The sequence below is a fragment of the Acidovorax sp. ST3 genome, assembly GCF_003231145.1.
GTDB lineage: Bacteria > Pseudomonadota > Gammaproteobacteria > Burkholderiales > Burkholderiaceae_C > Acidovorax.
This window is the reverse complement of sequence record NZ_QKVP01000006.1, coordinates 323,946-337,209: the sequence shown is the minus strand read 5'-3', so window position 1 is coordinate 337,209 and position 13,264 is coordinate 323,946. Positions and strand designations below refer to the sequence as shown.

Sequence of the window (13,264 nt, the reverse complement as noted above, 5' to 3'; positions counted from 1 at the left end):
AAGGCGTCAGGCGTCTTCCAGCACCACCGGGCGCAGCACGCACAGTCGAAAGCGCCCGCGCCCCGTTTTTTCGATGTGGATGTGCGGGCAGTTCTCCTGCAGGCGGCGCTGCAGCAATAGCAGGCGGGCCTCCAGGTTGTCGGCCACATCGGGCAGGCGCAGTGCTGGGTCCAGCCGCAGTTCGCGGTTGGTGAAGTCCACGCGCCCGGTGTGCTGGTGGTCGCGCAGCAGCTTCCAGACAATGGCGCCCGCCACCCCCTTGATCAAATAGTCGTCGTTGATGAACACGCTGTCGTTGGCCGCAAAGTGGCGCACCCGCAGCGCGCTGCCGCTCACTGGCGGTGCCGCTATCGGAGTAGGCAGCGGCTCGGGCGCATCGGGCGCGGCCTGCAGCAGATCGATGGCGGCGGCCAGCTGGCCTGCAATGGCCACCAGCAGGTCTTCATCCTCGAAGCCAAAGCGCATGTCCTCGGGGCTCTCGGCAAACAGCACACCCAGCAGGCGCCCGGCCGACAGCAGCGGAACCGCCACCTGGCTGTGCGGCTCGGGCAGGCCGGGGTAGGGGATGTCCAGGCCGCGCAACGAGGGCGCATTGGGTGTTGCATGCGCGTCCATGCTGTCGCGGATGGCATGGCTGTACAGGGCGGCGTGCGTCATGTGGCTGATGCGCACCGGCGTGCGCTCGCGCGCAGCCATGCCGATCACTCCCTGGCCCAGCCGGATTTCGGAACCCACGCCCGATGTGGCATAGCCGCAGCTGGCCACCGTGTAGAGCTGCTGGGCGCTGGCGTCCAGCATCAGCACCATGGCGTGTTCGATGCCCAGCTTGTCCTGCAGGCCCTGCAGTGCGCCTTGCAGCAATTCGTCCAGCCCCGTGCAGCGTGCGATGCCTTCGCTGCACAGGCGAAGCGTGTGCAAGAGCCCGGCGCGCGGCGCGGGTGCCGGCAGGCCTTCGCCCGCCACCGATTCGATGTGCTCTACGGCGTAGATGTCGGCGCCCTTGAGCTCGAACACCTCGGCCATGCCCGAATGCGACGCAATGCCCGCCAGCTGCGCGCGCATGCTCTCGAACACCGGGCCGCTGTCCTCGGTGCGTTCGTACAGCAGGTGCAGGCGGTAGAAATGGGCGGTGAGCGGGTCCAGCACCAGCACGGACGCGCGCGGGTTACGCAGGATGTTCTGGCGGGTCTTGTTGAAGAACTGGAACGACAGCGCCACATGCGCCGCATCCACATAGACCACCTGCGAGATGTAGGCCACGTTGGGCGTGCCGTCGGGGTCGCAGGTGGCCATGATGGCGGGAATCGCACCCTCCAGGCAGGGGCGGATGCTGTGCAGGGACGGCGCGGCGGTGCTCATGGCTGCGGCGTAGATGGTGAGGGTGATGTGGGTGGCGAGCACAACTCCGCGCCGGCGCGCGGGCCCGGTGTCTGGTCGAACGCGCTGGTGGGGGTGAAGGTCACGGCCACCACATCCTGCAGCGGCGCTGCCAGCATGGCCGCTACATACTGCGGGCCGTAGCCGACCTGGCCCACCTCCTGCACCATGGACTGCAGATAAGCCTGCAACACGGGCAAGTCGCTGTCATGGGCCGGGCGCTGCGTGGCCCGGCGGGCCTTGAGCTGCAGCGTCTGGTGGGTGGACGGCACGCTGAAGACCACGGCAATCTCGCCGGTGTGCGCAATGTCCTGCAGCAACTGCTCGGACTGGCTGCGCCGCAGGTACACCGTGACCTCCTGCCCATCGCCGCTGATGTGACTGCCCACCGCCCGCATGATGCTCGGGCGCAGGGCCGCATCGCGGGACGCCACGATGGCCGACCCGCCCTTGGCCACCATGGCGATATGGCTGGGGCCGAGCAGCACGGTCATGCCTTGAAGCGCTTGCGGGTCAGGGCCAGCGCCACCCAAAAGGCCACCACCGTGGTCACCACCAGCACCAGGCCATGGCGCAGGGGGTGGGCGGGCCACTGGTCCATGAACAACGGGCGCACCAGCTCGACCGCGTTGGTCAGCGGCAGCCAGTCGGAGATGGCGCGCACGATGGGCGGCAGCTGCTCGCGCGGGAAGAAAACGCCCGAGAGAAACATCATCGGCGTGAGCACCAGCGTGAAGTAGTAGGTAAAAAAGTCATACCCCTTGGCCAGCGCATTGAAGATGAGCGCAATACTGGAGAACATGATGCCCACGAACAGCAGCACCGGCCAGGCCACCAGCAGCTTGGGGCTGTGGCTGATCCCTAGGGCCAGCATCACACCCAGGATGGCCGTCACGGTGAACAGCGCCTTGAACGCCGCCCAGAGCATCTCGGCCAGCACCACGTCGTCGAGGCTCACTGGCGCGTTCATGATGCCGTCCCAGGTCTTTTGCACATGCATGCGCGAGAAGGCCGAGTACAGCGCCTCAAAGCTGGCCGCGTTCATGGCGCTCATGCAGATCGAGCCACTGGCCAGGAACAGGATGTAGGGCACCTTGGTGTCGCCCGCCGCGCCGCCCACGCTCACTTGCCCCACCAGGGCCCCCATGCCGTAGCCAAAGGCCACCAGCCACATCAGCGGCTCGGCAATGTTGCCCACCAGGCTGGGGATGGCCAGCTTGCGCCAGACCAGCAGGTTGCGCATGAACACGGGCCACCAACGCACGGACAGGCTGGGCGGGCGCCACACCGACGGCGGGGGCGGGGCCACAGAGGCTACGGAGGACGGGGTAACGGTTTGCATCCGCTTATTGTGCGATGTTGGCGGGCGGACGCACAGCCCCTGGCGCGCCTGTCAGGACGGCGTCCCACCAGCTGGGCACGTCCATTGCTTGGGTGCTGCCATGTCCACCCATGTCCTGAACCTGCCCGCCGGTGCCAGCGCCCTCTGGCAAAACCGCCTCGGGCTGCTGCTGGAATCCACGGGGGAGGGGGTGTTTGGCATCGACCTGGCCGGCAACTGCGTATTCATCAACCGGGCGGGCGCACAAATGCTGGGCTTTGCCGCCGAAGAGGTGATGGGGCGCAACATGCACGCGCTCACCCACCACAGCCACCCTGACGGCAGCCCCTACGCCGACAGCGACTGCCCCATCTTCAACGCCTTTCGCCAGGGCCTGCCCTGCCGGGTGGACACCGAGGTGTTCTGGCGCCAGGACGGATCGGCGTTTGCCGTGGAGTATTCCAGCCACCCCATCCTCGAGGGCGATCAGGTGCACGGCGCCGTCATTGCGTTTGTGGACATCACCAGCCGCAGGCGCGCTGCCGACGAGCTGCAGCGCGCGCACGACGACCTGGCCCGCGCCAATGACGAGCTGGAGCGCCGCGTGGCCGCGCGCACCCAGGAGCTGTCGCAGGCGCTGGCGCAGCTGCGTGAGTTGTCTGCCTACTCCGAGCAGGTGCGGGAGGACGAGCGCACCCGCATCGCCCGCGAGGTGCACGATGAGCTGGGCAGCCTGCTGGTGGCGCTGAAGATGGATGTGAACTGGCTGCACAAGCGCCTGGGCGAGCAGGGCGAGCGCACGCCTGAGGCGGCGGGCGACATGCGCACCCAGATGCGGTGCAAATGCCAGAACATGAGCCGCCTGATCGAAAACGCCGTGGACAACGTGGGCCGCATCATCACCGACCTGCGCCCCAGCATCCTGGACCACCAGGGCCTGTGGGCGGCGCTGGAGTGGCAGGCGCAGGAGTTTGTGCAGTCGGCCGAGCTGGAGCTGACGTGGCACATGGACGTGCCCGCCACCCTGCACCTGCCCGAGCCCGCCGCCATCGCCGTGTTCCGCATCTTCCAGGAGATGCTGAGCAATGTGGGCCGCCACGCGCAGGCCAGCGCCATCGACATTGCGATTGACGTGCAGGACGTTGTGCTGCAACTGCGTGTGCGCGACAACGGCGTGGGCGCCACCCGCCAAGCGCTGGAGGCGCCCACCGCCTATGGCGTGATGGGCATGCGCGAGCGGGCGCGGCAGTTGGGAGGCCAGCTGAGCATCACCAGCGAGCCGGGGCAGGGCTCATGCCTGCAATTGCTGATTCCTCTGGAGCTGTCATGAATTCCGTGGTTCGCGTATTGATCGGAGACGACCACCGCATCGTGCGGGAGGGGCTCAAGCAGGTGCTGGGCGACCCCGCCAACGGGTCGCCCGAAATCACCGTGGTGGCCGAAGCCACCCAGGGCAGCGAGGTGCTGGAGCATGTCACGGCGCTGCAAGGGCCCACGGGCGCACCGGGACTGGACCTGGTGCTGCTGGACATTGCCATGCCTGGCATGGACGGCCTTGAAGTGCTGCAGGCGCTGCGCAAGGCCTGGCCCGCGCTGCCGGTGCTGATGCTCAGCACCTACCCCGAGCGGCAATATGCGGTGCGCTGCATCCAGATGGGCGCGGCGGGCTACCTGCACAAAAGCGCCGACCCCGACGACATGGTGGCTGCCGTGCGCAAGGTGGCGGCTGGCGGGCGCTACCTGACAGAGGCCACGGCCCAAGCCCTGGCGGGTGCGGTGGAGCGCACCGGCGTGGTGCGCGCCGCCCAGCAGGGCGCGCCTGCGGGGGTGGACGCGCTCTCGTATCGAGAGCACCAGGTGTTCCGGCTGCTCACGGCCGGGCAGAGCGTGAGCGAAATTGGTGCGCAGCTCAAGCTCGCGCCCAACACGGTGAGCACCTACCGCGCCCGCATCCTCGAAAAGACCGGCGCGCGCAACGACGTGGAGCTGGCGCTGCTGGCGCGCGGCACACCAGTAGATTGAATTCGGTGCGTTGCACGACCGATTTGTAGTGCTGGCCCTACACGCTGTAGACACCACACCCACGAATTCATCACAGCGGGCCGGTACCGGCAAAAACTGGCCCGCGCTTTGCGTAACGCCTGGCACCAACTTCTTCGAGGTGTGCCATGTCCGAATTCTTCTCGCCCTACGATGCCGACCGCCCGTTGATGCTGAAATGCAGCTGTGGCCGTGACCACACGGTGGCCGACCACCATGCCGAAGTCTCGGCCGATGCCGCTGCAGCCACCCTGCGCCATCGCAGCGAGACCCGCGAGTTTGAGCTGTACAGCAACGAGTTCATCGAGGCCACGCTGGTCAAGGCGCTGTTTCCGCAAGACGCAGTGCGCCGCCGTTTCATCAAGGCGGTGGGCAAGGGCACGGCCATGGCGGCCATTGCCAGCGTGTTGCCGGTGGCCAGCCTGCAAGCCATGGCGCAAGAGAAACAGGGCGCGCTGGAGAAGACCAACCTCAAGATCGGCTTCATCCCGATCACCTGCGCCACGCCGCTGATCATGGCCCACCCGCTGGGCTTCTACAGCAAGCAGGGCCTGAATGTGGAGGTGACCAAGACTGCAGGTTGGGCGCTGATCCGCGACAAGATGATCAATAAGGAGTACGACGCCACGCACTTCCTGAGCCCGATGCCGCTCGCGATCTCCATGGGCCTGGGCTCCAACGCCACACCCATGAATGTGGCCACCATCCAGAACGTGAACGGCCAGGCCATCACGCTCGCCCTCAAGCACAAGGACAACCGCGACCCGAAGAACTGGAAGGGTTTCAAGTTCGCGATTCCGTTCGAGTACAGCATGCACAACTTCCTGTTGCGCTACTACCTGGCCGAGGCGGGCCTGAACCCCGACACCGACGTGCAGCTGCGTGTGGTGCCTCCGGCTGAAATGGTGGCCAATCTGCGTGCGGGCAATATCGACGGCTTCCTGGGCCCTGATCCGTTCAACCAGCGCGCCGTGTTCGAGGAAGTCGGTTTCATCCACCTGCTCACCAAGGACCTGTGGAACGGCCACCCCTGCTGCGCCTTCGGCACCAGCACCGAGTTCATCCAGAAGAACCCCAACACTTTCGCCGCGCTGTACCGCGCGGTGCTCACCTCGGCCGCCATGGCGCGCGACCCCAAGAACCGCGAGCTGATCGCCAAGGTGATTGCGCCCCAGGCCTACCTGAACCAGCCCGAGGCCGTGATCAATCAGGTGCTCACCGGCAAGTTCGCCGATGGGCTGGGCAAGATCCAGAACGTGCCCGACCGCGCCGACTTCGACCCCATGCCCTGGCAAAGCATGGCCGTGTGGATGCTCACGCAGATGCAGCGCTGGGGCTACATCAAGGGCGATGTGGACTACAAGCAGATTGCCGAAAAGGTGTTCCTCATCACGGATGCGAAAAAGCAGATGAAGGCGTTGGACCAGAAGGTGCCCGACGGCGCGTACCCCAAGTTCAAGATCATGGGGCGCGAGTTCGATGCGGCGAAGGCGGCCGAGTACGCCAAGAGCTTCCCTATCCGCAAGGCGGCTTGACATGACCGCCGCCAAGAACCTTAACCTGCGCGCGGGCCTGTTGTCCGTGCTCATCTTCCTGACGCTGCTGGGCATCTGGTACGTGGCCACGTCTTCGTCGGGCGCCAGCGGCGCCACGGCAGGCATGACGGCTGAGCAGATCGAGTACGCCAAGATGATGGGCAAGGACCCGGGTGCGTCCAAGAGCGGTGGCTTCCCCACGCTGGGTGCGATGGGCAGCACCGTGTGGGGCCATCTGTCCAACCCGTTCTACGACAACGGCCCCAACGACAAGGGCATCGCCATCCAGCTGGCGCACTCGCTGGGCCGCGTGGCGCTGGGCTTTGGCCTGGCCTGCCTGGTCGCCATTCCGCTCGGTTTCATCATCGGCATGTCGCCGCTGCTGCGCCGGGCGTTCGACCCGTTCATCCAGGTGCTCAAGCCCATCAGCCCGCTGGCGTGGATGCCGCTCGCGCTCTACACCATCAAGGACTCATCCATCTCGGGCATCTTCGTGATCTTCATCTGCTCGGTGTGGCCCATGCTGGTGAACACGGCGTTTGGTGTGGCATCGGTCAAGCGCGACTGGCTCAACGTGTCTGCCACACTGGAAGTGAACCCGCTGCGCAAGGCCTTCCTGGTGATCCTGCCTGCCGCAGCGCCCACCATCCTCACGGGCATGCGCATCAGCATGGGCATTGCGTGGTTGGTGATCGTGGCGGCCGAGATGCTGGTGGGCGGCACGGGCATCGGCTACTTCGTGTGGAACGAGTGGAACAACCTGTCGCTCACCAACGTGATCTTCGCCATCCTGGTGATTGGCGTGGTGGGCATGTTGCTCGACCTGGCCTTTGGCCAGTTGCAGAAGGTGGTGACGTATGTGGAGTGATGTCGCCCAGCGCCCGGCTGTTTCAGCCCCTCTTTCCACTGACGCCGCTGACACACCGTACCGAAAGGCCTCTGCCGTGACCCAAGGCTTCCTTCAGATCGACCGGCTGAGCAAGGCCTTTGTGCCCGCCAAGCCCGTGTTTGCCGATGTGTCGTTCACGCTCGACAAGGGCGAATTCGTCTGCATCATCGGCCACTCGGGCTGCGGCAAGACCACCATCCTGAACGTGCTGGCGGGGCTCGATACCGCCACCTCGGGCACCGTCATCATGGACGGGCGCGAAGTGGCCGGGCCCAGCCTGGACCGGGGCGTGGTGTTTCAGAGCCATGCGCTCATGCCCTGGCTCACGGTGCGCCAGAACATCGCGTTCGCCGTGAAGTCGCGCTGGCCCGACTGGAAGAAGAGCCAGGTCGATGCGCATGTGGAGAAGTTCGTGGCGCTGGTAGGCCTGAGCCCTGCCATCGACAAGAAGCCTTCGCAACTCTCGGGCGGCATGAAGCAGCGCGTGGGTATTGCGCGCGCGTTCTCCATCCAGCCCAAGATGCTGCTGCTGGACGAGCCCTTTGGCGCACTCGATGCGCTCACACGCGGCACCATCCAGGACGAACTGATGACCATCGTGCGCCAGACGCAGCAGACGGTGTTCATGATCACGCACGATGTGGACGAGGCCATTTTGCTGGCTGACCGCATTCTGCTGATGAGCAACGGCAACGAGACGCCCGAGGGCTATCGCCCCGGTGGCATCGCCGAGGTGGTGGTGAACCCGCTACCGCGCGAGCGCACGCGCACCAGCCTGCACCACCTGGACGGCTACTACGCGCTGCGCAACCACATCGTGGACTTCCTGGTGACGCGCGCCAAAGCCCACTGATTTCCTGATTAACCAAGCCCTGACTTGTTACCCCTTGTGGGTGGCAGGGAGGGCTGCACCCTGAAGTTTTTGTTCCCCGTTCCAAAACCCATCCAACCAAAGGAGCCATCACCATGAACCGCAACGACGTTACCGAAAAGATCATCAGCACCAAGGTCGCCAAGGGCCTGCAATGGGAGGCCATTGCCAAGAAGGTCGGCCAGTCCAAGGAATGGACCACGGCCCTGTGCCTGGGCCAGATGACCGCCACCCCCGAGCAGGCCAAGATCGTCGGCAAGATCTTCGGCCTGACGGCCGAGGAGCAGAAGTGGCTGCAGGTAGTGCCCTACAAGGGCTCGCTGCCCACACCCGTGCCCACCGACCCGCTGATCTACCGCTGGTACGAGGTGGTGAGCGTGTACGGCACCACCATCAAAGAGCTGATCCATGAAGAGTTTGGCGACGGCATCATGAGCGCCATCGATTTCAGCATGGACATCCAGCGCGAAGCCAACCCCAATGGCGACCGCGTCAACGTAGTGTTATCCGGCAAGTTCCTGCCCTACAAGCAGTACTGAAATTGGGCCCAGGCCGTGTTCGTCACAGCACCTTGACGGCGCGGCCAATGAACTGGATCGGGCCAGTCGGTTTGCCAATCGGCGAGCCTGTCGGCGGCTCCAGCGTCAGCTCGAACAACTGGTTGGGCTGCAGCGGCGGCAGCTTGTCCAGCGGGATCTGCAGGGGCTGACCGGGCTGCACCAGGCCCAGCGACACGGGGCCGCTCCAGCCATCGGCCTTGGTCCAGAACTCCAGGGCCTTGTCGGCCGGCACTTCGGCCACGCCCAGCGGAATCAGGCTGATCTGCCGCGGCGAGCTGGCCTGCACCACCCAGCCGGGCGCCTTGTCTTGCGGCGCGACCAGCACCACCATGAACTGCGGCGGCGCAGCCACGGGTGCGGTGCGCGTGACAAGTACCGCCGCGAGCACCGCCGCCATCGCAAAGCCTGACCCTGCAAGGGCCCGCCAAAGGCCCAGGTGGTCCCACCAGCGGACGGACGGCTTGCGCTCGGTGTTGGCGCGGGGTGGCGTGGTAACGGGGGGCGCGGCCTGCTGTGCGCTGGCTGCTTGCAGCGATTGATCGATGCGCTCCCACAAGGCAGCGGGCGGCGTGATGGGCTCGGCCAGCTGGGTCAGCGGCAGCAGGCGGGCTTCCCATTCGGCCACCGCCTGCTGCAGTGCTCGGTCACCGGGCAGGCGTTGCTGCACGGCCTGGCGCTCGGCAGCGGGCAGGGTGCCCAGCACGTACTCGCCGGCCAGCACGCTCAGATCTTCCGGCGAGGGGGGGGACGGTGTGTTGCGCAGGTCGGTCATGCCATGCACTCCCGCAGCGATACGAGGCTGCGCCGGATCCACGCTTTCACGGTGCCCAGCGGGGCGCCCAGGCGCTCGGCAATTTCGCCGTGCGAGCAGCCGTCCACATAGGCGTGCAACACACAATTGCGTCGTGCCGGGTCCAGCCCCTCCAGACAATGCTGCAGGCGACCCAGGCTGGCGTTGAGTTCAAAGGTTTCCTCCACCTCGTGGTGGGCCTGCACAGACATGTCGGCCTCCAGGGCTTGGGTGGTGGTGTCGTCCACATCCACGTGGCGGCTGCCGTCGCGCACGGCGTTCAGGGCCAGGTTGCGCACCACGCTGTAGATCCAGCCGCGTGCGCTGCCCCGGCTCGCGTCGTAGCTGGCGGCGCGCGTCCAGATATTGACGCAGGCATCGTGCACGATGTCCTCGGCAAGAGCCCGCTGGCGCACGATGCGCAGCGCTACTCCCAGCAGCCGCGCACCTTCCTGTTCATAAAGGCGGTGCATGGCTTGCCGGTCGCCTGCTGCGCAGGCGGCCAAAGCGGCTTCGTAGTCAAAATCGCCAGGAATATGGGGCACGTTGTGCAGGCGGCGGGGCCTCGGCTGGATGGTGGGCGCATCGTAGCCGCAAACCCACCGCCTTCTGGCGGTAGCCCCCGCTGGGCAGGGGATTGGGTGTGCGTGGTTTACGCGGCCTTCCAGAAGATGTAGTCGGCCTGGTACTTCACGATCTGGCGCTCGCCCTTGTTGGCGGGGGTGCAGGCGGCAGCGGGTGCCACGCCGCCCTTCAAGGCCACGCGCTGGATGAAGGTCACGCCGGTCATGGCGCCGGTGCCCATGGCGGGGTTGGCCTTGACGAGTTGGTAGGGCAGGTTGCCCGTGCCCGATGGTGCCACGGCCAGCTGGGTGGCTGTCAGCTTGGAGCCGTCGTTCGATTCCCAGGTGGCGGGCGGGCCGTAGTAGGTGCCCACTTGTTTGCCGCTGCGGTCATTCAGCACGGCCTTGGGACCCACGAACACCCATTCGGTCTGGCCGGGCATGTTGGCCTTGTCGCGGCATTCGTAGGTGATCTCGCCCACGCCCACGGTTTCCATCGCCACCTTGTTGCCCGCCGGAACCTTGATGCTGTCGGGCAGGCTGTCCTGCGAATACATGGATTTGGAAGGCGACGACATCATCGAACCGCAGGCGCTCAGCAGCACGGCGGCGGCAACGGCGCCTGCCAGGGGCAGGAGGCGGGAGATGGGGGACGTGTGGATGGTCATGGCGTTTCTCTCTGGTCTATGGGTTGATAGGACAGCAGCAAGTTGCGCTGCTGTAGGTACTACCCACGAAAACGCCGTTTGGATGCAGGAGATGCAAAAATTTTTTCCGGTACCTGCCCGGGCAGGGCCACCGTTTGGACGGGGGGCTGTGTCAATGCAGGGTCAATGGCCGGCTGGTGGTCTTGACGCGCACCACGGCTGCCCGGTGCTCATAGGGGGCCGCCGGCTGGCCCAGGATGGCGTCCGCCAGCGTGCGCGCCTGCCGTGCAATCGGTTCGATGTAGCGGCTGCACTGCCCGTTGATGCTGATGCAATCGCCCAGCGCATGGATGCGAGGTACGCTGGTTTGCAGCGTGCCTGCGTCCACCGCAATGCCCTGGGCCCAATCGAGCCCTGCACTTTGCGCCAGGCGCTGGGGGGGCACAAGGCCCGCAGCCACCACCACTTCGTCGGCTGCAAAACGCCGCCCGCTGGTGGTGGTGACACGGTAGCGTGGGCCCACGCGTTCCACCTGCTCCACTTGCAGCCCACCTTCAAAGCGGATGGACAGGTCCTTCCAGGCGTCCAGCAGTTGAGGCCCCGCCTGCTGGTCATGCCAGCGCGCCAGCGGTTCGATAGCCGTGTCCAGCAGCGTGATGCGGTGGCCGCCCAGGGCCAGGTCGTTGGCCAGCTCGCTGCCGATCAGGCCGGCGCCGATGATGAGCACGTCCTTGGGCTGCTCGCCCAGGTGCTGGCGCAGGCGCTGGTAGGCGTCCAGGTGGTTGACGCGCCAGCACAGGCTGGCGGGCAACCCCGGCGGTAAGGCGGCCTGTGCACCGTGGGCCAGCACCAGGTGGCCGTAGCGCAGCACGCCCCGCGTGGTGCGCAGTTGGTGGGTGGCGGCGCAGATGCGCACAGCATGGGTGTGGGCCAGCAGGGTGACGCCCAGGCGGTGTGCCGCATCGCGACCGGTTTCGGACACCAGGGCCAGCGGGTCCAGCTGGCGCGCCATGGCCACCGACAGCAAAGGCTTGTCGTACCGGTCGCCCGCGCAGGCCGTCACCAGGGTGATGGGCAGCGTGGCGCTGTGTTGGCGCAGGGTTTCGGCCAGTTGCCAGCCTGCACGGCCCGCGCCGACGATGACCACGCCCGGCTCGCCACGCACGCGCAGGGAGGCGGCTGGCGCTGCGCTGGCCTGCGCCCGCAGCGCCTCCAGCGTGGGGGCTTCGTACGGCGAGAAATCGGCCTTGGTCACCCCGCACAGCGGGCAGGCCCAGTCGTCCGGAATGTCCGCCAGCCGGGTGCCCGGTGGCAGGCCGCCATCGGGGTCGCCGTCGGCCTCGTGGTAGACGTAGCCGCAGGCGTTGCAGATGTAGCTTTGCCAGGGCGCCTGGGTGGCCGTGTCGGCAAACGCATCGCACAGCGCCTGCGATGCCGCGCTCAACACGAACTCGGAGGCAACCGACGGCGTGGTGGCGGTGGGGAGGGCGGGTGTCATGCAGGCAGCTCCTCGGTGCTGAGCCGGGCGATCTCCTTGCGCAGGTGCTTGATGGCGGGCGTGACGATGGCCACAAAGTGCGACTCGCGCACGCGCCGCTGCACGTCCGAGCTCATGAGGTAGCCGCGTGCACCCTGGTGCATCAGGGCGGACTGGGCGGCGCGCAGGCACAGCTCCGCGCCGTGGGCACGGGCGTCCAGCACGTCAATGAAGAAATCAGTGCTTGTGTCGAACGGAGTCTGGGCCAGTCGCATGACGCGTGCAGTCAGTGCATCCAGCTCGGCCTGCAGCGCGTCGGGCCGGTCTTCCAGGAACTGGTTGACATGGCCCAGTTGGGCCTCCACCGCCCACATCGAGTCGATGGCGCCCTGGGTGATGCCCACGGCCATGCCACATTGCAGCATCACAAACGCAGCGCGGATGCGGGCGATGAAAGGCCGGGTGGGGTCGGCCATGGTGTCGGCCGTGCCGATGAAATGGTCCTTGAGCCGCAGCGCATAGGTGCCCGTGCCCTCCATGGCGGAGAAGCTGGGGCATTCGCGCATCTCCACGCCCGGTGCGTCGCAGCGCAGCAGGAACATCACCTCGCGCTGGCTGGCCGCACCGTCGGCCTCCACCACCGCCGCAATCGCGCCGCAGTAGTGGTCGGGCCCCAGGTTGCTCACCCAGGGCAGGGTGCCGTTGACGAGGTAGCCGCCCTCCACCGGCGTGGCCTTGAGCAGCAGGCCTTCGATCTGCGCGTAGCTCTTCATGGGGTTGGACAGCGCCGTGCCGCCCATGCCTGCGCCGCTGGCGTGGCGCTGCAGCACATCGCCCATCAGCGTGGGGTTGCCCGACTGCTGCAGGTACAGCCCACACACCGCCTGGCACCACATCATGAAGCCCGTGGCGCCGCATACGCGCGAGGCCTCGGCCATGGCGCGGATGGCCAAGCCGTAGTCGGCCGGGCCCGCCGTGCTGTCCAGGTGCGCGCTCATCGCGCCCACGGCGGCCAGCTGCTGCAGCTCGCCGCACGGGTAGTAGCCGGTGCAGTCAATCGCCTCCACCTGCGCGGCCAGCGGGCCCTGGGCAATCTCGCGCACGGCGGCCAGCAGCGCATCGCCCCGCAGGGCGCCGTCCAGGTGGAGTTGGGGTGGGAGGTCGGCGGGGTTCATGGGGCTCCTTGGGTGCGCG

General features: G+C 66.7%; 14 protein-coding genes. 6 read left to right on the top strand and 8 right to left on the bottom strand.

The window, feature by feature from the left end:
- Positions 1–6: 6 nt before the first annotated feature.
- Genes DNK89_RS20305 through DNK89_RS20295 form a run of 3 tightly spaced genes read right to left on the bottom strand, consistent with a single transcriptional unit; the run spans position 7 to position 2,719 of the window.
- A complete protein-coding gene (locus DNK89_RS20305) occupies positions 7–1,359 on the bottom strand; it encodes a GAF domain-containing protein (protein ID WP_110961712.1) in 1,353 nt (450 codons plus the stop codon).
- Positions 1,356–1,871 carry a hypothetical protein gene (locus tag DNK89_RS20300; protein WP_110961582.1) on the bottom strand — a complete coding sequence of 172 codons (516 nt, stop codon included), beginning with the start codon at positions 1,869–1,871 and terminating at the stop codon, positions 1,356–1,358. The genes DNK89_RS20305 and DNK89_RS20300 overlap by 4 nt, the downstream gene beginning before the upstream one ends.
- A complete protein-coding gene (locus DNK89_RS20295; RefSeq protein WP_110961581.1) occupies positions 1,868–2,719 on the bottom strand; it encodes an ABC transporter permease in 852 nt (283 codons plus the stop codon). Before DNK89_RS20295 ends, DNK89_RS20300 begins: the two co-directional genes overlap by 4 nt.
- Before the next feature lie 100 nt (positions 2,720–2,819).
- Here DNK89_RS20295 and DNK89_RS20290 point away from each other — a divergent pair, with 100 nt between their 5' ends.
- From DNK89_RS20290 to cynS, 6 genes are all read left to right on the top strand, one after another.
- Complete coding sequence (locus tag DNK89_RS20290; RefSeq protein WP_110961711.1) at positions 2,820–4,028, top strand: PAS domain-containing sensor histidine kinase; 1,209 nt, start codon at positions 2,820–2,822, stop codon at positions 4,026–4,028.
- On the top strand, positions 4,025–4,720 hold the full coding sequence (locus DNK89_RS20285; RefSeq protein WP_110961580.1) for a response regulator transcription factor: 696 nt from the start codon (positions 4,025–4,027) through the stop codon (positions 4,718–4,720). The genes DNK89_RS20290 and DNK89_RS20285 overlap by 4 nt, the downstream gene beginning before the upstream one ends.
- Positions 4,721–4,866: 146 nt before the next feature.
- Positions 4,867–6,273 (top strand): CmpA/NrtA family ABC transporter substrate-binding protein, encoded by a 1,407-nt coding sequence (locus DNK89_RS20280; protein WP_110961579.1) that lies wholly within the window; start codon positions 4,867–4,869, stop codon positions 6,271–6,273.
- A 1-nt stretch (position 6,274) separates the two neighbouring features.
- Complete coding sequence (gene ntrB / locus DNK89_RS20275; protein WP_066783581.1) at positions 6,275–7,141, top strand: nitrate ABC transporter permease; 867 nt, start codon at positions 6,275–6,277, stop codon at positions 7,139–7,141.
- Entirely contained in the window at positions 7,131–8,015 is an 885-nt protein-coding gene (locus tag DNK89_RS20270) for an ABC transporter ATP-binding protein (RefSeq protein ID WP_110961578.1), read from the top strand. The genes ntrB and DNK89_RS20270 overlap by 11 nt, the downstream gene beginning before the upstream one ends.
- A 113-nt stretch (positions 8,016–8,128) precedes the next feature.
- Positions 8,129–8,572, top strand: a complete 444-nt coding sequence (gene cynS / locus DNK89_RS20265; protein WP_008905293.1) for a cyanase — start codon at positions 8,129–8,131, stop codon at positions 8,570–8,572.
- Positions 8,573–8,594: 22 nt separating this feature from the next.
- Here cynS and DNK89_RS20260 read toward each other — a convergent pair whose 3' ends face one another.
- From DNK89_RS20260 to DNK89_RS20240, 5 genes are all read right to left on the bottom strand, one after another.
- Positions 8,595–9,365, bottom strand: a complete 771-nt coding sequence (locus DNK89_RS20260; protein WP_110961577.1) for an anti-sigma factor domain-containing protein — start codon at positions 9,363–9,365, stop codon at positions 8,595–8,597.
- On the bottom strand, positions 9,362–9,928 hold the full coding sequence (locus DNK89_RS20255; protein ID WP_110961576.1) for a sigma-70 family RNA polymerase sigma factor: 567 nt from the start codon (positions 9,926–9,928) through the stop codon (positions 9,362–9,364). Before DNK89_RS20255 ends, DNK89_RS20260 begins: the two co-directional genes overlap by 4 nt.
- Before the next feature lie 107 nt (positions 9,929–10,035).
- Positions 10,036–10,614: a DUF3455 domain-containing protein gene (locus tag DNK89_RS20250; protein WP_110961575.1), complete on the bottom strand. Its 579-nt coding sequence runs from the start codon at positions 10,612–10,614 to the stop codon at positions 10,036–10,038.
- Between the two features lie 151 nt (positions 10,615–10,765).
- Complete coding sequence (locus tag DNK89_RS20245) at positions 10,766–12,091, bottom strand: FAD-dependent oxidoreductase (RefSeq protein ID WP_110961574.1); 1,326 nt, start codon at positions 12,089–12,091, stop codon at positions 10,766–10,768.
- A complete protein-coding gene (locus DNK89_RS20240) occupies positions 12,088–13,245 on the bottom strand; it encodes an acyl-CoA dehydrogenase family protein (RefSeq protein WP_110961573.1) in 1,158 nt (385 codons plus the stop codon). The genes DNK89_RS20245 and DNK89_RS20240 overlap by 4 nt, the downstream gene beginning before the upstream one ends.
- Positions 13,246–13,264: the final 19 nt, after the last annotated feature.